This is a genomic window from Brucella sp. (assembly GCF_032066345.1).
GTDB lineage: Bacteria > Pseudomonadota > Alphaproteobacteria > Rhizobiales > Rhizobiaceae > Brucella > Brucella pseudogrignonensis.
Genome location: NZ_DAMBKZ010000002.1, coordinates 282,433 through 304,177 on the forward strand (window position 1 = coordinate 282,433; position 21,745 = coordinate 304,177).

Below are 21,745 nucleotides of genomic sequence, written 5' to 3' on the forward strand. Positions count from 1 at the left end.
CGTCATGAAGTCACGCGCAGCCGTTGCCTGGGAGGCAAAAAAGCCGCTCACCATCGAAACCGTTGAAATCGGCGGTCCACGGGCTGGCGAAGTGCTGGTCGAAATCATGGCGACCGGCGTTTGCCACACCGATGCCTACACGCTTTCCGGCCTTGATTCAGAAGGCAAATTCCCCGCCATTCTCGGCCATGAAGGTGCAGGCATTGTGCGCGAAGTGGGCGCAGGTGTTACGTCGGTCAAGCCGGGAGATCATGTGATCCCGCTTTACACGCCGGAATGCCGCCAGTGCAAAACCTGCCTGTCGCAGCGTTCAAACCTCTGCACCTCGATCCGCTCAACGCAGGGTCAAGGCCTGATGCCTGACAAAACCTCGCGCTTTTCGTGCGATGGCGGTGAAGTGTTCCATTATATGGGCTGCTCGACCTTCTCGAACTTCACCGTTCTGCCAGAAATCGCAGTCGCCAAGGTGCGCGAAGACGCGCCTTTCGACAAGATCTGCTATATCGGCTGCGGCGTAACCACCGGTATTGGCGCAGTTATTTACACGGCTAAGGTTCGTCCGGGTTCTAATGTTGTTGTGTTTGGTCTTGGCGGCATTGGTCTCAATGTCATTCAGGGTGCGCGCATGGTTGGCGCGGATAAGATCATCGGCGTGGATATCAATCCATCCAAGGTGGAAATGGCGAAGAAATTCGGCATGACCGACTTCATCAATCCGCGCGAAATCGGCAATGACAAGGTTGTGCAGGCCATTCAGGATCTGACTGATGGCGGTGCGGATTATTCGTTCGATGCAACCGGCAACACCGATGTCATGCGTCAGGCGCTGGAATGCTGCCATCGCGGCTGGGGTGAATCGATCATCATTGGCGTGGCGGAAGCCGGCAAGGAAATTGCCACACGTCCATTCCAGCTCGTCACCGGACGCGTCTGGAAGGGCACTGCATTTGGCGGCGCGCGCGGTCGTACCGATGTGCCAAAAATCGTAGACTGGTATATGGAAGGCAAGATCGACATCGACAGCCTCATCACCCACACCATGCCGCTTGATGAAATCAACACGGCTTTCGATCTGATGCATGAAGGCAAGTCGATCCGCTCGGTGATTGTCTACTGATGAGTGAGAAGCTTTTTACCTCCCATTGGGATGAAATCGATAACCTGACCCCGCGCGCGCTTTATGCGATGCTGAAGCTGCGCGTGGATGTTTTCGTGGTGGAGCAGAATTGCCCTTACCCCGAAATCGACGGCAAGGATTATGACGCATTTCACCTACGCATTCTTGATGGTGAAGAACTTGCAGCAAGTCTGCGGGTTCTGCCGCCGGAACAGGATGGTAAGCCGGTGAAGATCGGCCGCGTTGTCGTGGCAGCCGATTATCGTGGTTACAAGCTTGGTCAGCGTCTCATGAAAGAGGCTGTCGCCTTTGCTCAGACACGTTTTCCGGGCATCGCGATTGAGCTTGGCGGACAGAGCCATTTGCAGAAATTCTATGGCTCGTTCGGCTTCGTCGCGATTTCGGAAGAATATCTTGAAGATGGTATTCCGCATGTCGACATGCGGCTGGCACCACAGGAAAGTGCGGCCTGATGTTTCTGCTGCGCCGCCATATGTCCTTTTATCTTGCAGCCATTGGTGGCGCTGCAACCTTCATTATCGCATGGCTTCTTAAGAGCCCGCTTGCCCCGGTCATCGGGGCAAACTGCTTTTTTGTGCTGTATCTCGTTCTGGCGCTTGCGGCTTTACCCAAACTCACCGCGCCCTATCTCAGAAAACATGCGGCAACGGCAGATGAGCCGATCTGGATCATCTTTCTGGTGACATTTGCCACCGTTGTTGTGGCTGTGGTGTCGCTGTTCATCCTGATAAACCAGCAACCCAAAGCCGACCTGTTTTCGCTCGTCATGACGCTTGCGGCTGTGCCTCTCGGCTGGTTTACGATCCACATGATGACGGCGATCCATTACGCACACATGTATTGGCAGCCACGCGAACCCGCAGGCGACGATTCAGCCCATGCCAGCAGGTATAGAGGCGGCTTCAATTTTCCTGAAACGCCACAGCCCTCCGGCTGGGATTTCGCCTATTACGCCTTCATCATCGGCATGACGGCGCAGACGTCCGATACCAATGTCACGACCACCGCGATGCGAAAAGTGACGCTTCTGCACAGCGTCGTGTCATTCTTTTTCAATACGGTCCTTGTTGCAGCGACAGTGAATGTCGTGGTCGCACTCGGAAGCGGATAAAAATCAGCAGATGTTTGAAATTGACGGAACAATCTTCACCAAGGAAATAAAGCCCAAAACCCTTAAGGCATGGGAACCGTTCGATGATTGCCGACAAATACTTTTCAGCCTTCAGTACTATGGGGACGAGGAACTAGAATACGGAGACTGGCGGCATCCATGGATTGCAGGCCTCTCATTACTGAGAACGGTAGGGCATGTTTTAGATAAAGTGGATTCAAAAAAATCCAACTTACATGACGATATAATTAAAAATTATTACTCCAAGTGGAAGACTAATGAGCTCGATAAGAAGATATTCTTTGAATTTATATGTGAAGAAAGAAATAACATATTAAAGACATTTGATGTTGGTGCAGAGCTTATTAAAGGATCTGATGAGGTCAATCTTGTATATAAAACAGGAGAGAACGCTTTGGGCCTTTTTAGACAGGCAATTTACTGGTGGAGATACCAACTTATTTCCATCGAGATTCAACTCAAAACAGACTGAAGACACACTATGGAAACCATCTCAACTGCAAAATGCTTTGGTGGAACGCAGGGCGTCTATCGCCATAAGAGCGAGACCAACCAGTGCGATATGACCTTTGCCGTTTTCCTGCCACCACAGGCAAAAGATGGTCCTGTGCCGGTACTCTGGTATCTTTCCGGCCTCACCTGCACTCATCAGAATGTGATGGATAAAGGCGAATATCGGCAAATGGCAGCAGAACTAGGGATTGCCGTTATTTGCCCGGATACAAGCCCGCGCGGTGATGACGTGCCGGATGAACCGGATAACTGGAAATTCGGCAAGGGTGCGGGCTTCTATGTCGATGCTACACAGGAACCATTTGCCAAGAACTACCAGATGTATAGCTACATCACAAAGGAACTGACTGATCTGGTGGCGGCTGAGTTTCCGCTTGATATGTCACGTCAGGGCATCACCGGCCATTCGATGGGCGGACATGGCGCACTTACGATTGCGCTCAAAAATCCCGACCGCTTCAAATCGGCATCGGCTTTCGCACCGATTGTGCAGCCTTCAACAGCCGACTGGTCGAAGCCTGCACTGGAAAAATATCTTGGCGCAGAAGAACGCGCATGGCGTGCCTATGATGCGACGCTGCTGATTGAAGACGGCTACCGCTTTCCAGAATTTCTGGTCGATCAGGGAGAAGCCGATGTTTTCCTTGATGAAGGATTATGTCCTTGGTTGCTGGATGAGGCCTGCCACAAAGCTGGAATCCCGCTCACGCTCAATATGCGTGAAGGCTATGACCATTCCTATTTCTTCATCTCGACCTTCATGGATGACCATCTCAAATGGCATTCAGAACGTCTTGCTAAGTAGAAGCCTTACCCACTAAAAAATGGTGATGTGCGTTTGTGATTTAGCCAGTAATCTGAGTTCATAGATAGCGCTATAACAGGAACGCCATGGCCAAGAAAAAGAAAGTTGTCACCGTCGGCGCTTTGCTGGTGAGCGGTGACAAAAAAGTTCTGATGGGACTGCGCTCACCATGGAAAAAGGCGTGGCCCAATCATTGGGACACGCCCGGTGGGCATGTCGAGCGTGGTGAAACACTTGAAGATGCGTTGGTGCGGGAAATGGGTGAAGAACTCGGCATTCGCCCGATCAAGTTTCGTGAGATCGGCGCAATCGATGAGAAAAAGCCGGATTTCTATGGCGATTCCATCTGCCATATTTTTCAGGTCACTTCATGGAGCGGCGGCGAGCCGCGCAATGTCTGCGATGAACATTCTGAGCTTGCATGGTACAGCCCCGAAGACCTTGAAAGCATCAGCAATCTGGCCGACCCCGAATATCCGCATCTTGCCCGGATCGCCATTGGTGCACCAACTAATTAGCGCCTCACCACCTTCATCGGCAAACCGCCCTGCGGCTGGGTGGTGAGCTTCTGCACAGGCCATGGCTTTGTGGTTTCCAACACGTCGAAGCGACGGCCATCAAGCAAGGTTGCAAGTGCAATCACCGCTTCCTGAAGCGCGAAGCTCGCACCGATGCAGACACGCGGACCGGCACCAAATGGCAGATATTGAAAGCGGTCGAGCTTGTCGCGATTTTCGGGCCAGAAGCGCTCAGGCATGAAGGCATCCGGCTGATCCCAATAAAGCCTGTGACGGTGAATCACCCAAGGCATGACCAGAACAGCCGTTCCCTTGGCAATTTTCAGATCACCATAGGTATCATCCGTCGCGGCCTCGCGATTGATTGACGGTGCTGGCGGATAAAGCCGCATCGCCTCCTCAAAAGCTGCACGCGTGAAGGGCAGTTTTGCCAGCCATTCCTGCGGCGGCAGGTCATTGCCGCCATCAGCAAAGAACGCATCGATCTCAGCTTCAACACGCTCGCGTTCCTGCGGTGCCTTGGCAAGCAGATAGAGCGTCCAGCCGAGCGCACGAGCCGTTGTTTCATGCCCCGCACCGATGAAGGTGATGATGTTATCTTCAATCTCGGCACGGCTCAAACCATCCGGTCCTTCGGCGCGCAAAAGCAGGGTCAGGAAATCGTTGGGGACGTCTTCGCCCTTCTCCATCCGTTCCTTGCGCAGAGCAATCGTGTTCGACACCAGCTCGCGAAAGAAGCCGAGAGACTGGTTGCCGCGAAGGCGCGTGAAGCGCGGAAGCCATTCGGGCAAGCCAAGAAGATCAAATGGATCGACGCGACCCATGGTTTCAAAAAGCTTGTCGATCTGATGCGCAAAATCATTGGGATCACCGGCAATTTCGCCAGAGAACAGCGTTTCAGCCAGAATGTCATAGGTGAGCAGCGTCATGTCATGGGCGACATCGGTGATGATGCCATTGGTCTTGTATCGCTCGACAAACTGCAGCGACCGGTTTCGCATGGCATTCGCAAAGCCACCGATATGGCGTGGAGTGAAGACCGGCGCCATCGCCTTGCGTGAACGCTTCCAGACTTGGCCCTCAGCGGTCAACAATCCATCACGCAGAATGGGGCGCAGCACGCGCTGACGGATGGCGGACATGGGATAGTTGGCGGCATTATCGACCAGCACATGACGGATAAGGCCCGGATCATTGGCAATGATGGTTTTGATGCCAAGCCAGCTTACAGAAACCCAGCGCTCGTTATAGGAAGGCTCGCCCCACAATTCGAGCGGGTTCTTGTAAACCACCCGCATCATCTCGAAGCGTCCAACCGGCTTTTCGCGAGGGCGCGGCGCAGGCGGCACAAAGGGTTGAGCTGTATCTTTCATGGCAATTGTGGTTTCCATCAAGTGCTCCTTTTGATCGAGAACACCCCCGTCAAACAAGATATAAGCTTCAATTGTGGCGGTTCCAGAGATTGCACGCCACCCCAATTCTTCAACTGGTGCCAAAAGAGCTGAATCCCCGGTAAATTTGGCCCCAAAATTTGGAAAAATCGCCGTTAACGCCTATATTAAAGCCATGTTTGTCGTGTGATTCGACAGGGTTTTTATTGCTGCAATTGCGGCAGACTTTAAGGTTGCCTTCGCGGCGCATTTTCGAAAGATTTTCATGAGCGAGACACCAGAGATGAATTCCGCAGCCGCCGCCGAATATGGCGCGGATTCCATTCGTGTTCTGAAAGGCCTCGACGCAGTTCGCAAGCGTCCGGGCATGTATATCGGTGACACGGATGACGGCTCGGGCCTGCATCATATGGTCTACGAAGTCGTGGACAATGCCATCGACGAAGCGCTGGCCGGACATGCAACGCTTGTCACTGTTACGCTTAACGCCGACGGCTCCTGCACCGTGACCGATAATGGTCGTGGCATCCCGACCGACATCCACAAGGAAGAAGGCGTCTCGGCGGCTGAGGTCATCATGACACAGCTCCATGCCGGCGGTAAGTTCGACCAGAACTCCTATAAGGTTTCCGGCGGTCTGCACGGCGTGGGCGTGTCGGTTGTGAACGCGTTGTCGATCTGGCTGAAGCTGAAGATCCGTCGCGCTGGCAAAATCCATGAAATGGCCTTCACGCACGGCGTGGCCGACGCTCCGCTGGTTATAACCGGCGATGCAGGCAGCGATACAGGCACAGAAGTCAGCTTCCTGCCTTCGCCTGAAACTTTCTCTATGGTCGAATTTGATTACGACACGCTGGAACGTCGCCTGCGCGAACTGGCGTTCCTGAATTCAGGCGTCCGCATCAAGCTTACAGACCGTCGCCATGCCGATATTCGCGAACAGGAACTCCACTATGATGGTGGTGTCGTTGAGTTCGTAAAATATATCGACCAGAGCAAGAAGTCGCTTCTGGAAACACCGATTTATATCAAGAGCGAAAAAGACGGTATGACCGTTGAAGTCGCGATGTGGTGGAACGATTCCTACCACGAAAAAGTGCTTTGCTTCACCAACAACATCCCACAGCGCGATGGTGGCACGCATCTGGCCGGTTTCCGTGGCGCGCTAACGCGTCAGGTGACGGGCTATGCCGATGCATCCGGCATGACCAAGAAGGAAAAGGTCAGCCTGACCGGCGATGATTGCCGCGAAGGTCTGACTGCTGTTCTCTCGGTCAAGGTTCCTGATCCAAAGTTCTCGTCGCAGACCAAGGACAAGCTGGTTTCCTCGGAAGTCCGCCCTGTTGTTGAAAGCCTCGTCAATGAAGCGCTTTCGACCTGGCTGGAAGAACATCCTGCTGGCGGCAAGACGATTGTTGAAAAGGTCATTCAGGCAGCAGCAGCCCGCGAAGCAGCCCGCAAGGCACGCGATATCACCCGCAAGAGCAATCTGAGCGTGACGTCGCTTCCCGGCAAGCTGGCTGACTGTCAGGAACGCGATCCGGCGAAGTCAGAAATCTTCATCGTCGAGGGTGACTCTGCAGGTGGCTCGGCCAAAAGCGGTCGTTCGCGCCAGAACCAGGCTATTCTGCCGCTGCGCGGTAAGATCCTCAACGTGGAACGCGTCCGCTTTGACCGCATGATCTCGTCTGATCAGGTCGGAACGCTGATCACTGCTCTTGGAACGTCGATCGGCAAGGATGAGTCACACGGCTTCAATCCTGACAAACTGCGCTACCATAAGATCATCATCATGACGGATGCTGACGTCGACGGCGCGCATATTCGTACGCTGCTGTTGACCTTCTTCTTCCGTCAGATGCCGGAACTGATCGAACGCGGCCATATCTATATCGCGCAGCCGCCGCTCTATAAGGTATCGCGCGGCAAGTCCTCGCAATACATCAAGAACGAAGCTGCTTTCGAAGACTTCCTTATCGAAACCGGTCTTGAAGAAGCCGCCCTTGAAATGGGCAGCGGTGAAGTGCGCGCCGGGCCTGACCTTCGGTCGGTCGTCGATGATGCACGCACGCTGCGTCAGCTTCTTTCGGGCCTTCATACGCGCTATGATCGTCGCGTTGTAGAACAGGCTGCGATTGCAGGCCTGCTCAACCCGAATGCGACCGCCAACGACGCTGCATCGCAGGCTTCCGCCGATATCGTTGCCAAGCGTCTCGACATGATCTCGGAAGAAACCGAGCGTGGCTGGACCTCCCATGTGACGGAAGACGGCGGCTATCGCTTCGAGCGCATGGTGCGTGGCGTGAAGGACGTTGCCATTCTCGACATGGCCCTGCTCGGCTCTGCCGATGCGCGCCAGATCGACCGTGTGGCTTCGCGCCTGACGGAAGTTTTCGCCGAACCACCGGTTCTGCGCCGCAAGGACAAGGTCGAAACGCTTTCCGGACCGATGGCGCTGCTTGATGCGATTTTCGCAACAGGCCGCAAGGGTCTGACGCTGCAGCGTTACAAAGGCTTGGGCGAAATGAACGCCGAACAGCTTTGGGAAACCACGCTCGATCCGAATGTGCGTTCGCTGCTGCAAGTTAAGGTCAATGACGCGACCGACGCAGATTCGCTGTTCTCACGTCTGATGGGTGATGAAGTGGAACCGCGCCGCGAGTTCATTCAGGAAAACGCACTGAGCGTCGCCAATCTGGACGTTTAGAGAATTTCCCGTTTTGATTGAGTCAATCGAAATGCTCTATCCATTTGTTTTTACGCGCATCTTGTTCCGAAAACCACATCGCACTTTTCGGGATGCGCTCTAATAAAAAAGCCCCGGAAATCCGGGGCTTTTTTAGAAGTATATAAAAGTGGCTGACCGCCATCCACCCAGTCTGGTTATGACGTTCAACTCTGACAAACCATCACTGCAGGACCACCCAGTGCCAGACATTCGTATTTTGTCCGCTCGTGCGATCATCGTGCCGTTTCAGCCACGTGATGCGAGCGAAGTGTTTTCCTGTATCTCTCTCGAGATTACGCGGTTTATGTCGTGGGAGCCGCCATCAACTGCAGCCGACTTTGCAGAAATATGGCGGGCTTGGCTGCCCGCTATTGAGGAGCGCTCAGAGCTTCATCTGGTGGCGCGAGACCGAGCTAATGGCAGGTTTCTTGGAATCGTCGGCCTGCACGCGATGAAATCAGGCAAGCCGGAGCTTGGAATATGGCTCCGAAGCGAAGTTCATGGAAACGGATTTGGCCGGGAATTTGTTGGAGCGGTAGCCGCATGGGCAAGCCAAAACGTCCCGGTCGAGTATTTCGAATATCCGGTTGCGGAAGAGAACCTTCCCAGCAGGCGGATTGCCGAGGCGCTTGGTGGACATATCGCTGAGCGGCGGGAAAATCCAAAGTATCGCTCGGTCGTTTATCACATACCACCGATCATATAAGAGAAAGGGCCGTAGTTGCTTGCAACCCGGCCCTTCCAAAGAATTTCTGACTAGTTGGCGTGTTTATTCGCCGCGACGTTTCTTGCTGAAGCCGCCGTCACCAAACTTCTTGCCGTCCTTCTTGAAACCATCTTTCTTGAAGTCGCCCTTCGGCTTCGACCAGCTGCCCTTTGCGCCGTCACGGGCATTATCACGGTTGCCATCGCGCGGGCCATCACGGAAATCGCTCTTGAACTTGTCGCCGCGTGGCTTGAAGTTGCCCTTGCCTTCGCGTGGAGAAGCATCGCCACCAGCGCCTGCAACAGCGTTACGGATCACAAGACCCTTTTCGCCAGTGCCGCGTTCTTCGACCGAGCGGCGGAACTCATCAGCCTTGGCTGCTGTGATTTCGAAACGGGTTTCGTTGTCGAAAATCTTGATCGAACCGACATCACGCTTCGATACGTCACCTGCCTTGCAGATGAGCGGCAGAAGCCATTTTGGATCGGCGCGATGCTTGCGACCGGCGGAAACGGAGAACCACACGCCATCAAACGACGAATTACGGTCAAAGCGTTCACCTGGTTCGCCACGTTCACGGCGATCACTGCGTTCAAAGCGGTCGCCACGATCACCACGATCAGAACGTTCGCGTGGCTTCTTGCCGCCAACCGGATGCACAGGTGCATCGGAAACTTCTTCTGCTGCCGGATAGGAAGCGACTTCGCGGTTCAAGAACGCAGCTGCGATCTGTTCCGGCGTGTAACGCTCGGTGAGCGCTTTCAGCAGATCCTGATATTCTTCTTCAACCGGCTGGCTGAAAACGTCTGCATTCAAAATGCGTTCATTGGTCTTCGCCTGAACCGCAGCGATGCTTGGTGCAGAAATGGTCTGCGCATCAAGCTTGGCCATATGCAGAAGACGTTCTGCAGTGCGGCGACGCGAGAACGGAACAACCAGAACACAGGTGCCCTTACGGCCTGCACGACCGGTACGGCCCGAACGGTGCAGCATGGTTTCCGGGTTATTCGGAAGATCGGCATGGATAACCAGATCAAGGTTCGGCAGATCAATACCGCGTGCAGCAACGTCGGTAGCAACGCAAACACGGGCACGGCCATCACGCATTGCCTGCAATGCATTGTTGCGTTCTGCCTGGCTCAGTTCACCCGACAGCGCCACAACCGCAAAACCGCGATTGGAAAGGCGGCTTGCCATGTGCTTTACCGCTTCGCGGGTCGAGCAGAAGATGATCGAATTCTGTGAATCGTAATAGAGTAGCGCGTTGATGATCGCGTGGTCGCGCTCATGTGGCGGCACCGGCATAGCGACATAGTCGATGTCAGCGTGCTGGCTGGTTTCGCTCTGAACAGTCAGACGCAGAGCGTCATTCTGGAAGCGCTTGGCAAGCTGGGCAATTGGCTTAGGCACCGTTGCCGAGAACATCAATGTACGACGATCTTCCGGTGCTTCACCGAGAATAAATTCAAGGTCTTCACGGAAACCCATGTCGAGCATTTCGTCAGCTTCATCGAGCACGACGACGCGCAGTTGCGACATATCAAGCGCATTGCGAGTGATATGGTCGCGAAGGCGACCTGGGGTGCCGACAACGATGTGCGATCCGCGTTCAAGCACACGGCGTTCGGAACGGATATCCATGCCACCAACGCAGGATGCGATGGTTGCGCCGGTGTCTGCATAAAGCCATTCCAGTTCGCGACGAACCTGCAATGCCAGTTCACGCGTAGGTGCAATAATCATGGCAAGAGGTGCTTCTGGACGGCTAAAGCGCAGTTCACCTTCGAGAAGCGTATTGGCCATAGCAAGGCCAAACGCTACCGTCTTGCCCGATCCGGTCTGTGCGGAAACGAGAAGATCTGCATCCAGCGTTTCTGGAGTCAGAACGGCTTCCTGAACAGCAGTGAGTGTAGTGTAACCACGAGCGGCTAATGCTCCGGAAAGAGCCGGAGCGATTGTATCAGGCAGGGACATGAATAACTTTCACGAAAAAAGCTTCTCAAGCCGCATACCCAACGGTCGTGAACCTATCTGTCCACAACTCTCCTGACGACTAACGAAGCACCATAATTAGCGCCTACCTATAGGCTTGCGCCTCTCAGGTCAACAGGGTGAGCGCTCTAGAGCGCAATTCGATCCGATCAAACCGGAACGGCGCTCTAGTCTTTTTTGACGCGCATTTGACCCAAAAAACGTTTCACAATTTTTGGAATGCGCTTTTAATGCGCCTCATCCCAGTTATGTGCAGCCCTTGCATCCACCTGTAATGGTACAGAAAGCGCCACTGCAGGCATGGCCGCATTTTCCATAACATGGCGCACGACAGGAATTGTCTTTTCGACCTCGCCTTCAGGTACTTCAAAGATCAATTCATCGTGGACTTGTAACAGCATACGGGCTGCAAGCTTCTCATCCGCCAGTGCATTTTCCATACGGATCATGGCGCGGCGAATGACATCGGCAGCCGAACCCTGAATAGGTGCATTGATTGCCGCACGTTCATTGAAGGCGCGCACCTGCGGATTGGAAGCCCGAATATCAGGATAGTGCGCCCGACGGCCGAAAATCGTTTCGACATAGCCATGTTCGCGCGCGAAAGCCTTGGTCGCTTCCATATAGTCTTTGATGCCGGGGAAGCGTTCGAAATAGGTGCGGATATATTGCCCTGCTTCTTCACGCGGAATGGAAAGCTGGTTGGCAAGACCAAAAGCCGAAATGCCGTAGATGATACCGAAATTGATCGCCTTGGCACGGCGGCGCACTTCGGACGGCATACCTTCAACCGGCACACCGAACATTTCAGAAGCGGTCATGGCATGAATATCAATGCCATCGGCAAAAGCTTGTTTCAGCTGCGGAATATCGGCGACATGTGCCAGCACACGCAATTCGATCTGGCTGTAATCGGCAGAGATAAGCTTGTTGCCCGGTTCTGCAATAAAAGCCGTTCTGATCTTGCGGCCTTCGGCTGTACGAACCGGAATATTCTGCAGGTTCGGCTCAGATGAAGACAAGCGTCCGGTCGAGGTGGACGCCATTGCATAAGACGTATGCACGCGCTTTGTCTGCGGGTGAATATATCCCGGCAGCGCATCCGTGTAGGTGGATTTAAGCTTCGTCAGCTGGCGCCAGTCAACAATCTTGCGCGGCAAAGGCAGACCTTCAGCAGCCAGATCTTCCAGCACTTGCGCAGAGGTCGACCATTGACCGGTTTTCGTCTTGGATGCACCCGGCAAACCCATCTTGCCAAAAAGAATATCGCCAAGCTGCTTGGGCGATCCGATGTTGAATTTCTCACCGGCCAGCTCGTAGATTTCATCTTCAAAACGTGCGGCGGACTGTGCGAGATCACCCGACAGGCGCGAGAGAACCTGACGGTCAACCGAGATGCCGCGCTCTTCCATGCGGGCAAGCACATCGACCAACGGACGTTCTAGGCGCTCATAAACCGAGGTCAATCCTTCTCCGGCCAGACGCGGCTTCAGCACCTGCCATAGACGCAGCGTGACATCGGCGTCTTCTGCAGCATAGGCTGTCGCACGATCAATATCGACCATATCAAAGGTAACAGCGCTTTTGCCGCTGCCCGCCACATCCTTATAAGCAATAGGCGTATGGCCCAACCAACGCTCGGACAACGGGTCCATGCCATGACCGCCGGTACCCGCATCCAACACATAGGAAATCAGCATCGTATCATCAAAAGACACGGTGTTGATGCCGTGACGGCGCATCACCAGCCAGTCATATTTCATGTTCTGTGCGATCTTGAGGACGGATTTGTCCTCAAGAACGGTCTTCAAAGCTGCCAGCGCCTTATCGAGCGGTATCTGACCTTCAACCATGCCGCCACCAAGCAGATCGCCTGCGCCGGATTTGTGCTGGAGCGGGATATAGGCGGCTTTACCGGGCGCAAGCGCCAGCGAGAAACCGATCAGTTCGGCCTGCATCGGATCAAGCGAATTGGTTTCGGTATCGAAAGCGACAAGGCCAGTCTCGACAGCCTCTGCGAGCCACTTATTCAGCGTCGGAAGATCGCGAATGCAGGTATAGGCTGTGGTGTCGATCTTCTGTGCAAGTGCCGTTGCTGCTCGGCTTTCAGCCAGTGCTTTCGGCGTGTAGCCACTTGCATCAGATGCTTCGGCAGCAACAGAAATATCCGATGAAGCAGCTTCTGACTTTGCAGGTACATCGACATCGGGACCGTGCGCATCTGCACCCCACTCGGTTTCAATGTGGCAAGGCTCAACAGCCGAGGCATCCGTATCCGTTGCTTCTGCCACGCGACGGGTGAGCGTTGTGAAATCCAGCGCTTTCAGGAAGCCAATGAGCTTCGGCCCGTTCTGCGGTTCCAGCACCAAACCATCGAGATCAACTTCGAGCGGCACATCGGTCTTGAGCGTGACGAGTTCACGCGCAATCTTGGTCTGATCGGCAAAGGCGATGATGTTTTCGCGGCGTTTGTTCTGCTTAATCTCGGAAGCGCGCGCGAGCAGCGTATCAAGATCGCCAAACTCTTCCAGCAATTGCGCAGCGGTCTTCGGGCCGATGCCCGGAATGCCCGGAACATTATCGGTGCTGTCGCCGGTCAGCGATTGCAGGTCGATCATTTTTTCAGGCGGGACACCCCATTTTTCGATCACTTCCGGGATCGAAATCTGCTTGTCCTTCATGCTGTCATACATGGACACGCTCGGTGTGACGAGCTGCATGAGGTCCTTGTCGGACGAAATGATTGTAACATCGCCGCCTGCTTTCTCAGCAATACGGGCATAGGTCGCGATCAGATCGTCGGCCTCAAAACCTTCCTTTTCGATGCAAGGCAGATTGAAGGCACGCGTTGCCTGACGGATCAGGCCGAATTGCGGGATCAGGTCTTCCGGCGGCGCGGTGCGGTTGGCCTTATATTCGGGGTAGATTTCCTTGCGGAAGGTCTGCGACGAATAATCGAAAATGACCGCAAAATGCGTTGGCACCACACCGACATCAGTGCTGCGCGCATCCTTCAACAGCTTCCACAGCATGTTGCAGAAACCAGACACGGCCCCGACCGGCAAGCCGTCCGTCTTACGGGTCAGCGGTGGCAGGGCATGATAGGCGCGGAAAATATAGCCCGAGCCGTCAACGAGGAAGAGATGATCGCCTTTTTTCATGGCTTAGAATTAAAGGAAACCAAGCGTAATGAAAACCGGCCTTATGTCAGGAGAAACAAGTGTCCACCGTTGGATTGCTGACAAGCCGGTTTTCTTGCGCGAAGCTATTCCAAATCTTCCTGAATGAACGTGCCAGACACATGAATGTCTATCATCTCCAGCAGACCGGGACCGACATTCACATATTTGTGCGGAATATTGGCTCCGCCAAACACGACACTGCCTTCATCGGCCTCGAATTGCTCTTCGCCAACCGTAAATAGAGCCCGGCCTTTGCGGACGATAAAAATCTCATCATAGGGATGGCGATGCAGTCTTGGTCCTCGTCCTGCCTCTTCTGTCGCATAGAACATGACCGAAGCGCCTGCACCGAACACATTGCCTTCAAACTCACCGTGCCACTTGCCCGGCGTCTTCTCCCAGTCCTTCTTGCTGAGCATTGTAATCTTGGTCATAAGTGCCTCCATCCTCACGCAATTTCCGATTAATACGGATAACGGATTACACACGACAAGGTAACGTTTATGTTACGAATTTGTAATCTTTAATGCCCTTGAATAGCCACAGTTGAAGGGCCAAATCTCACTCATCGACAGTACGTCGGTCGCCGGTTTTCTGACCCGTCCCCCGTTGGATACCGGTTGTTGGCTACAGCCTCATTCCCCTCTCCGGGCTGTAGCTTTTGAGTGTAGTGATATGGCCGTTGTGGTAACCCCCTCACCACAACGGCCAATTCATTTTCAGCTCTCAGTTTTGCGTTCAAATTGGGTTTCTTCTTCGGGTTGCTGGTTGTAGTGTGCGATCAGTTTTACGACTCGTCAGGAAGTATCCATGTCCGCGCAATCACTCGATAAAGTCCTCAATTATCTCGACACAAATCTCGATAAAAGCATCGATCATCTGTTCGATCTTCTGCGTATCAAGTCGATTTCGACCGATCCGGCTTACAAGGCCGATTGCCGTAAGGCTGCCGAATGGCTGGTCGAGGACCTCAAGTCCATTGGTTTTGATGCGAGTGTACGCGACACGCCGGGCCACCCGATGGTCGTTGCTCATCATGACGGTGCTACTGCTGATGCGCCACATGTGCTGTTCTACGGTCATTATGATGTGCAGCCGGTTGATCCGCTCAATCTTTGGGAAAACGATCCGTTTGAGCCAGCCATCAAAAATGTCGGTAATGGTCGCAAAATCCTGACCGGTCGTGGCACATCCGACGACAAGGGCCAGTTGATGACCTTTGTTGAAGCCTGCCGCGCCTATAAGGCCGTCAACGGCAATCTGCCTGTCAAAGTGACCTTGCTGTTTGAAGGCGAAGAAGAATCCGGTTCGCCTTCGCTCAAGCCGTTCCTCGACGCTCACAAAGAAGAGTTAAAAGCCGACGTGGCACTGGTCTGCGACACCGCCATGTGGAACGAAGAAACACCCGCAATCAGCGTCGGCCTTCGCGGTCTGGTTGGCGAGGAAATCGTCATCAAGGCTGCTGACCGCGATCTGCATTCGGGCTTCTTTGGCGGCGCTGCTGCCAACCCGATCCATATTCTCGCAAAAATCCTTGCTGATCTGCATGATGAAAACGGCCGTGTCACGGTGCCTGGTTTCTATGAAGGCGTTGAAGAAACGCCGTCGCAGATTTTGCAGTCATGGGAAAGCCTTGGCCGCACGGCTGAAAACTTCCTTGGCCCAATTGGTCTTTCGGTCCCTTCGGGCGAAAAAGGCCGCAGCGTTCTCGAACTGACCTGGGCGCGCCCAACTGCGGAAGTCAACGGCATCACCGGCGGCTATACCGGCGAAGGTTTCAAGACGGTAATCGCGGCAGAGGCTTCGGCCAAGGTTTCGTTCCGTCTCGTCCACAAGCAGGATCCGGTGAAAATCCGCGAAGCGTTCCGAGCTTTCGTGCAGGAACGTCTGCCAGCCGATTGCTCGGTCGAGTTCCACCCGCATGGTGGCTCGCCAGCCATTCAGCTGCCTTATGACTCGCCACTGGTTTCCAAAGCCAAGGATGCGCTTTCCGATGAATGGCCGAAGCCAGCCGTACTGATCGCCATGGGCGGATCGATCCCGATTGTCGGTGACTTCGATAAGTTCCTCGGCATGGAATCTTTGCTCGTTGGCTTTGGTCTTGAAGATGACCGTATTCATTCGCCGAACGAAAAATATGAGCTGAACTCGTTCCATAAGGGCCAGCGCTCGTGGGCAAGAATTATGGCCGCTATCGCTGCCAAGTAAGACAGATGCTTATGGCGGCGAAAGCCGCCAAATAAGGAAGACCAAATGACCATCCGTTTTCACAAGCACGACCTGCCCAATCTAGATAATTATCAGGTTGATGCTGTTGCTATCGACACTGAAACGCTCGGTCTTAATCCGCATCGCGACAGACTTTGCGTGGTTCAGATTTCACCCGGTGACGGAACAGCAGACGTGATCCAGATTGAAGCTGGCCAGAAGAAGGCACCTAATCTGGTCAAGCTTCTGAAAGATCGCTCGATCACCAAGATCTTTCACTATGGACGCTTCGATCTGGCGGTATTGGCACATACGTTCGGCACCATGCCGCAGCCGGTTTTCTGCACAAAGATCGCGTCGAAACTGACACGCACCTATACGGATCGCCATGGTCTGAAAGAAATCTGCAACGAACTTCTCGATGTTTCGATTTCCAAGCAGCAACAATCATCCGACTGGGCAGCGGAAGTGCTTTCGCAGGCTCAACTGGATTATGCAGCCTCTGACGTGCTTTATCTGCATCGATTAAAAGCCGTCTTTGAAAAGCGTCTGGAACGCGATGGGCGTGCAAAGCAGGCTGAAGCCTGTTTCAAATTCCTGCCAACGCGGGCCGAACTCGATCTGATGGGCTGGCCAGAGCAGGATATCTTCGCTCACTCATAATGCATCAGACAGTGGCATGAGAGATAGCTCTCTCATGCCATTTTCTTTAACGCGCATCCTGCCCGAAAGCCGTTTCACACTTTTCGGGATGCGCTTGAGCCGCCGTTTTCTTCTGTGGGGCGCGATCAATATAAGCCCATGCTGGACGCCGGAACAGGAACTGACCGTAGCCAGTCCATTGAATGAGCCCATAAAGAATAACCGGGCCAATCACACCGCTTGCCGTTGTCAGCAGCGAAACGGTTCCCACATCAAGAAAGCTGATCTTCAGAAGAACAGTGCGCGCAATCGCCATGGGCAAGAAGAAGGCCAGATAAACGACAATTGAATGCGCTCCGAGCCAGCTCAATCCACGATGCAGCCAGTTTTGACCGGAAAGCAGGCTTAGAAGCGATGAAGTCGAAATAATCGCCAGCGCTCCTATCAAACCAAGCAGGAGCGAAACAATGGGAAGATCACTGACCGCTCCTCGCTCGTTCAAAAGATCACCAGCAGGTGTGATAAGCGATGCGAGGCTTTCCGGCACAGGCATGAAGACCAGCTTATATTCTATGAGCGCCCAGATCAGCAGCCCAACCAAGCCCACGAGGGGGCGCTGACGCAGCCAGTCGGCAATGCGAAAAATCCAAGGTGCGAAAGCATAGCCCGCAAAAAAATAGACAAATCGAGAGCAAAACTCGTCAATCATCACCCAGCCAGTGTGAATTGGTAAAATCTCCAAGGCCGCCAGAATTGCAAATGTCACGCCGATAGGGACCCGCTTTAACAGACGCGTTGCGATGAAGAACACGGGCAGAATATAAATGAACCAAAGCGTTCCGAACGGCTCGATGAAAGCCATCAGATAGGCTTCGATGACGCCGGAAGCCCCCGCCTCACTCGCAATAGCTGGTGCCTTGAATGCAAACTGGATCGAGAGCCAAAGAACATAGAAATAAAGGAAATGTACGACCTTGCGGTCAAGATAGCGCATCCATGGTCTGTCGATGACGAGGCTCAGAAACAAACCGGATATCATGAAAAAGTCGGGCATTCTGAACGGCTTAGCGAATGCAACGACGTAATGCATCCAGCCCTGCTCCGCTGCAGCCTTTTCAACGCCCAGCGTTGAATGCATCATGACAACGAAGATGATGCATATGCCCTTGGCTATATCGACCCAATCGATCCGCTGCCCTGCACCCATAGCCCCACCCATTCTATTCTCTGCACCCTGGAATGCTGCAGCCGATAATCAGATATCACGACTTTAAACACAGTTGCGAAGCCGTAAGATTTTGATAACCTTAATACGCAGCTTTTCATAGCAATCACGTTTATGTGCGCAACTTTTGCGACAATTAAGCGACTGTGGCCTTCTTGCTACAGACTCTTGTGAGCAATGGCTTATATTAAATTCAACAGATTTTAGAACTCCCCGTTCTCCATTGGAGGTTTATTATGAAGCTCAAGTCTCTTCTTCTCGCATCAACTGTTGCTCTGCTTGCTGCAACTGGCGCAAAGGCAGCTGACGCTATTATCGCCGAAGAACCAGCTCCGGTTATCGTCGCTCCGACCTTTACCTGGAACGGTGCATATATTGGTGGCCAGATTGGTTACGGCTGGGGCAAGTCGCGCTTCGACACTGATGGCTTCGACCTCGGCAACGTCAAGCCAGATGGTTTCCTCGGCGGCCTGTATGCTGGCTACAACTTCGATCTGGGCAACAGTGTTGTTCTCGGTATCGACGGTGACGTGACCTACAACAACCTCAAGGATAGCGCATCAATCTTTGATGCAGCTGGCGTAGATACTGGTGTTAGCCTTGAAAGCAAGCTTCGCTGGTCGGGTGCCGTTCGTGCTCGCGCTGGTTACGCAGTTGATCGCTTCCTGCCTTATATCGCAGGTGGTGTTGCATTCGGTAGTGTCAAGAACAGCCTCGACAATGGCATTGATAGCGTTTCGCAGAGCAAGACCCTCACCGGCTGGACCGCTGGCGCAGGTATTGACTATGCAGCGACTGACAATGTCATCGTTCGTCTCGAATATCGTTATACCGATTACGGCCACAAGGATTTCGACTTCGGCGTTCCTGATGCTGGCGTTCGCGACAAGTTCAAGACCAACGAGGTTCGTCTCGGCGTTGCATACAAGTTCTAATCTGATTTATTCAGATCGACTTCTCTGGAAAGGCTCCGCAATGCGGGGCCTTTTCTTTTTGCGCTCAATTCAGTGCTTTTTTGTTAATGACAAATTTACCCCCCTTTAAACTGCCGCATTTACCCTTCAGGCGATAAACGTCCTCGAAATATACGGGTTGATGATTTAAGCGGGTTACAAACCAGTACCCGACGAACAGGTGGGCGGATCAAGAACGATATGGCATCGCGAGACGGCAGAAACGGACGCATCGAACCTTCCTTCGGCAAGCCGGAGGAAAAGGAAGAGGACGTGTTTCGCGTCGACGAGGAGGAGCGCATGGCCCGCCCGCAACGGAAAAGCAAGCCATCGAAAGATCGCGAACCACGCGGGTCAAGCCGCAAGCCAAAAAAGCGTGGCGGCTTTTTCGGCTTTGTTCGCCGCGCTTTCTACTGGTGTCTGGTGCTCGGCCTATGGGGTGGCATCGCATTCGCCGGTATGCTCGTCTATTTTGCGGCCAAGATGCCACCGACAACCGACTGGACTATTCCGGATCGTCCGCCGAATGTGCGTATCGTTGATGTCGGAGGCAATCTGATTGCCAATCGTGGCACCACCGGCGGTGAAGCTGTCGGCCTGCATGAAATGTCGCCATTTATTCCGCAAGCCGTCATGGCGATCGAAGATCGCCGTTTCATGTCGCATTTCGGTATCGATCCAATCGGTCTGGCGCGTGCAATTGTAACCAACGTGACCTCTGGCCGCGCAGTTCAGGGTGGCTCGACGCTGACCCAGCAGCTTGCCAAGAACCTGTTCCTTTCGCCGGACCGCACGCTGGAACGTAAAGTGCAGGAAGTGATGCTCGCTCTCTGGCTTGAACATAAATATACCAAAGAGCAGATCTTGGAGATGTATCTGAACCGTGTTTATCTCGGTTCTGGTGCCTATGGCGTCGATGCTGCGTCGCGCCGCTATTTCGGAAAGTCCGCCAAGGACGTAAATCTAATGGAAGCGGCAACCCTTGCCGGTCTTCTCAAGGCGCCTTCACGTCTCTCGCCCGCACGCGACCCGGAAGCAGCAAGCGCTCGTGCCAAGCTTGTGCTTGGTGCCATGCGTGAAGAAGGCATGATCGATGACCGTCAGGTGGCAATTGCGGAAAGCGAGCCACCGGCGCGCGCCGCCTCTTACTGGCAGGGTTCTGAAAACTATTTTGCCGACCGCGTTGTAGCCGAAATTCCAGCGCTCATCGGCGAGACTAAAACCGACATCACCGTTGAAACCACCGTTGATCTCAATCTGCAACGCGCCGGTGAAGAAGCAATCAAGGATCAAATTACTGCAAACGGCAAGAAGATGAATGTGAGCCAGGGAGCGCTCGTTTCCATCGATGGTACGGGTGCAGTGCGCGCATTGGTTGGTGGCTATGATTATGCCGCCAGCCAGTTCGACCGCGTTACCGATGCGCGTCGTCAGCCCGCCTCTTCCTTCAAGCCTTTCGTCTATCTAACCGCTCTGGAGCAGGGCCGCACACCGGATTCCGTGCGCAATGATGCGCCAGTGCGTATTGGTAAATGGACGCCGAGCAACGACAACGGCAAATATATGGGCGAAGTGACACTGGCGACCGCATTGTCCCACTCGCTTAATTCCGTTTCAGCACAGCTCGTGATGGAAGTCGGCCCACAGACCGTGATCGACACTGCCCATCGCCTCGGCGTGCTGTCGAAGCTCGAACCCAATGCCTCGCTCGCACTCGGTACTTCGGAAGTCTCTTTGCTTGAGCTGGCCGATGCCTATGTGCCGTTCGCCAATGGTGGCTATCGTGCGCCGGTCTATTTCATCACCAAGATCACGGATTCGGAAGGTAAGGTTCTCTATCAAAGACAGGATGGCGTCGGCCCGCGTGTGATTGATGAGCGCAATGTCGGCATGATGAATGCAATGCTGCGCAAGACAGTGGAAGATGGCACCGCAAAACGCGCCGCTTTCGGCTGGCCAGCTGCAGGCAAAACCGGGACAAGCCAGAATTTCCGCGATGCATGGTTTGTCGGCTATACCGCCAATCTCACCACAGGTGTCTGGTTCGGCAATGACGACGGCAAGGGCATGAAGCGCGTCTTCGGCTCGACATTGCCTGTCGCCGCATGGAAAACCTTTATGAAGGAAGCCCATAAGGGCGTGCCTGTTGCAGAACTGCCCGGCCATTACGACATTCAGAACATCGTACCGGGTGGCAGCGACGGCATCGATCCGAACAACCCATATGAACCGGGTATGATTCCGCAGGGCGGCTATGGCGACCAGCCAATGGCTGGCAATGGCGATGATGGCTATTGGCCACCAGCACCCGACTCCCCTGCCCGAAACACGGTTCAGCAAGGTCAGCAGCCCGGTACACCGGCCAATTATCCGGTCAATGACAATGGCGCACCATTGCCTCCGGGCGATGTCGGCGGACAGCAGCCGCAACAGAACCGTGACTCAACCACGCTTCTCGATATCATCATGGGCAATTCGCAGTAGTATTTTCTTAGAGAGCCGTGCGCCCTACCGGGCGCACAAAGGTGGCTCTAAAACTTTATATTTACAGCATAATTTTACCTTAAACTGATTCAAGTTTAAGGAATTATGCTGTAGGGTCGGCATAACTT

Annotated in this window: 17 protein-coding genes; 12 read left to right on the forward strand and 5 right to left on the reverse strand. The window is 53.8% G+C overall.

Annotation, left to right across the window (positions count from 1 at the left end):
* Positions 1–4: 4 nt before the first annotated feature.
* The 6 genes from RT142_RS03870 to RT142_RS03895 all read left to right on the forward strand — a co-directional run bounded on the left by RT142_RS03870 (position 5) and on the right by RT142_RS03895 (position 4,106).
* Positions 5–1,117, forward strand: coding sequence for an S-(hydroxymethyl)glutathione dehydrogenase/class III alcohol dehydrogenase (locus tag RT142_RS03870; RefSeq protein WP_113158841.1), 1,113 nt, complete (start codon positions 5–7; stop codon positions 1,115–1,117).
* Complete coding sequence (locus RT142_RS03875; RefSeq protein ID WP_007873202.1) at positions 1,117–1,590, forward strand: GNAT family N-acetyltransferase; 474 nt, start codon at positions 1,117–1,119, stop codon at positions 1,588–1,590. The genes RT142_RS03870 and RT142_RS03875 overlap by 1 nt, the downstream gene beginning before the upstream one ends.
* Positions 1,590–2,249 (forward strand): DUF1345 domain-containing protein, encoded by a 660-nt coding sequence (locus RT142_RS03880; RefSeq protein ID WP_007873200.1) that lies wholly within the window; start codon positions 1,590–1,592, stop codon positions 2,247–2,249. The genes RT142_RS03875 and RT142_RS03880 overlap by 1 nt, the downstream gene beginning before the upstream one ends.
* Positions 2,250–2,259: 10 nt before the next feature.
* Positions 2,260–2,742: a hypothetical protein gene (locus RT142_RS03885; protein ID WP_231193689.1), complete on the forward strand. Its 483-nt coding sequence runs from the start codon at positions 2,260–2,262 to the stop codon at positions 2,740–2,742.
* 9 nt (positions 2,743–2,751) lie between these two features.
* On the forward strand, positions 2,752–3,588 hold the full coding sequence (gene fghA, locus RT142_RS03890) for an S-formylglutathione hydrolase (RefSeq protein WP_313027484.1): 837 nt from the start codon (positions 2,752–2,754) through the stop codon (positions 3,586–3,588).
* Between the two features lie 86 nt (positions 3,589–3,674).
* A complete protein-coding gene (locus tag RT142_RS03895) occupies positions 3,675–4,106 on the forward strand; it encodes an NUDIX hydrolase (protein WP_313027487.1) in 432 nt (143 codons plus the stop codon).
* On the opposite strand, the gene RT142_RS03900 is transcribed toward RT142_RS03895, so the two are convergent.
* Positions 4,103–5,479 (reverse strand): cytochrome P450, encoded by a 1,377-nt coding sequence (locus RT142_RS03900; protein ID WP_409558562.1) that lies wholly within the window; start codon positions 5,477–5,479, stop codon positions 4,103–4,105. The genes RT142_RS03895 and RT142_RS03900 overlap by 4 nt on opposite strands.
* Before the next feature lie 283 nt (positions 5,480–5,762).
* On the opposite strand from RT142_RS03900, the gene gyrB reads away from it, so the two are divergent.
* Positions 5,763–8,204 carry a DNA topoisomerase (ATP-hydrolyzing) subunit B gene (gene gyrB / locus RT142_RS03905; RefSeq protein ID WP_105518067.1) on the forward strand — a complete coding sequence of 814 codons (2,442 nt, stop codon included), beginning with the start codon at positions 5,763–5,765 and terminating at the stop codon, positions 8,202–8,204.
* 148 nt (positions 8,205–8,352) lie between these two features.
* A complete protein-coding gene (locus tag RT142_RS03910; RefSeq protein WP_313027493.1) occupies positions 8,353–8,931 on the forward strand; it encodes a GNAT family N-acetyltransferase in 579 nt (192 codons plus the stop codon).
* A gap of 63 nt (positions 8,932–8,994) precedes the next feature.
* Here the strand turns inward: RT142_RS03910 and RT142_RS03915 are convergent, their stop codons facing one another.
* From RT142_RS03915 to RT142_RS03925, 3 genes are all read right to left on the reverse strand, one after another.
* Positions 8,995–10,905, reverse strand: coding sequence for a DEAD/DEAH box helicase (locus tag RT142_RS03915; RefSeq protein ID WP_313027495.1), 1,911 nt, complete (start codon positions 10,903–10,905; stop codon positions 8,995–8,997).
* A gap of 245 nt (positions 10,906–11,150) precedes the next feature.
* Positions 11,151–14,084, reverse strand: a complete 2,934-nt coding sequence (polA, locus tag RT142_RS03920) for a DNA polymerase I (RefSeq protein WP_112804608.1) — start codon at positions 14,082–14,084, stop codon at positions 11,151–11,153.
* Positions 14,085–14,188: 104 nt separating this feature from the next.
* Positions 14,189–14,539: a cupin domain-containing protein gene (locus RT142_RS03925; protein WP_039859479.1), complete on the reverse strand. Its 351-nt coding sequence runs from the start codon at positions 14,537–14,539 to the stop codon at positions 14,189–14,191.
* Positions 14,540–14,915: 376 nt separating this feature from the next.
* Here RT142_RS03925 and RT142_RS03930 point away from each other — a divergent pair, with 376 nt between their 5' ends.
* Complete coding sequence (locus RT142_RS03930) at positions 14,916–16,313, forward strand: dipeptidase (protein ID WP_112804607.1); 1,398 nt, start codon at positions 14,916–14,918, stop codon at positions 16,311–16,313.
* Positions 16,314–16,358: 45 nt separating this feature from the next.
* Positions 16,359–16,976, forward strand: a complete 618-nt coding sequence (locus tag RT142_RS03935; protein WP_007873166.1) for a ribonuclease D — start codon at positions 16,359–16,361, stop codon at positions 16,974–16,976.
* 46 nt (positions 16,977–17,022) lie between these two features.
* On the opposite strand, the gene RT142_RS03940 is transcribed toward RT142_RS03935, so the two are convergent.
* The gene (locus tag RT142_RS03940; protein ID WP_313027500.1) at positions 17,023–18,174 is read right to left on the reverse strand and encodes an acyltransferase family protein; all 1,152 of its coding nucleotides are present in this window, start codon (positions 18,172–18,174) and stop codon (positions 17,023–17,025) included.
* Between the two features lie 242 nt (positions 18,175–18,416).
* Here RT142_RS03940 and RT142_RS03945 point away from each other — a divergent pair, with 242 nt between their 5' ends.
* Entirely contained in the window at positions 18,417–19,115 is a 699-nt protein-coding gene (locus RT142_RS03945; protein WP_064320050.1) for an outer membrane protein, read from the forward strand.
* A gap of 219 nt (positions 19,116–19,334) precedes the next feature.
* Positions 19,335–21,617, forward strand: a complete 2,283-nt coding sequence (locus RT142_RS03950) for a transglycosylase domain-containing protein (protein WP_112804605.1) — start codon at positions 19,335–19,337, stop codon at positions 21,615–21,617.
* The last annotated feature ends 128 nt before the right edge of the window (positions 21,618–21,745 follow it).

Excerpts from the sequence above, each read along its gene's own strand:
- RT142_RS03885 (WP_231193689.1), top strand. The coding sequence starts at position 2,260 with ATGTTTGAAATTGACGGAACAATCTTCACCAAGGAAATAAAGCCCAAA.
- fghA (WP_313027484.1), top strand. The coding sequence starts at position 2,752 with ATGGAAACCATCTCAACTGCAAAATGCTTTGGTGGAACGCAGGGCGTC.
- polA (WP_112804608.1), bottom strand. The coding sequence starts at position 14,084 with ATGAAAAAAGGCGATCATCTCTTCCTCGTTGACGGCTCGGGCTATATT.
- RT142_RS03870 (WP_113158841.1), top strand. The coding sequence starts at position 5 with ATGAAGTCACGCGCAGCCGTTGCCTGGGAGGCAAAAAAGCCGCTCACC.
- RT142_RS03875 (WP_007873202.1), top strand. The coding sequence starts at position 1,117 with ATGAGTGAGAAGCTTTTTACCTCCCATTGGGATGAAATCGATAACCTG.
- RT142_RS03900 (WP_409558562.1), bottom strand. The coding sequence starts at position 5,479 with ATGAAAGATACAGCTCAACCCTTTGTGCCGCCTGCGCCGCGCCCTCGC.
- RT142_RS03935 (WP_007873166.1), top strand. The coding sequence starts at position 16,359 with ATGACCATCCGTTTTCACAAGCACGACCTGCCCAATCTAGATAATTAT.
- gyrB (WP_105518067.1), top strand. The coding sequence starts at position 5,763 with ATGAGCGAGACACCAGAGATGAATTCCGCAGCCGCCGCCGAATATGGC.
- RT142_RS03895 (WP_313027487.1), top strand. The coding sequence starts at position 3,675 with ATGGCCAAGAAAAAGAAAGTTGTCACCGTCGGCGCTTTGCTGGTGAGC.
- RT142_RS03945 (WP_064320050.1), top strand. The coding sequence starts at position 18,417 with ATGAAGCTCAAGTCTCTTCTTCTCGCATCAACTGTTGCTCTGCTTGCT.
- RT142_RS03940 (WP_313027500.1), bottom strand. The coding sequence starts at position 18,174 with ATGGGTGGGGCTATGGGTGCAGGGCAGCGGATCGATTGGGTCGATATA.
- RT142_RS03925 (WP_039859479.1), bottom strand. The coding sequence starts at position 14,539 with ATGACCAAGATTACAATGCTCAGCAAGAAGGACTGGGAGAAGACGCCG.
- RT142_RS03950 (WP_112804605.1), top strand. The coding sequence starts at position 19,335 with ATGGCATCGCGAGACGGCAGAAACGGACGCATCGAACCTTCCTTCGGC.
- RT142_RS03930 (WP_112804607.1), top strand. The coding sequence starts at position 14,916 with ATGTCCGCGCAATCACTCGATAAAGTCCTCAATTATCTCGACACAAAT.
- RT142_RS03880 (WP_007873200.1), top strand. The coding sequence starts at position 1,590 with ATGTTTCTGCTGCGCCGCCATATGTCCTTTTATCTTGCAGCCATTGGT.
- RT142_RS03915 (WP_313027495.1), bottom strand. The coding sequence starts at position 10,905 with ATGTCCCTGCCTGATACAATCGCTCCGGCTCTTTCCGGAGCATTAGCC.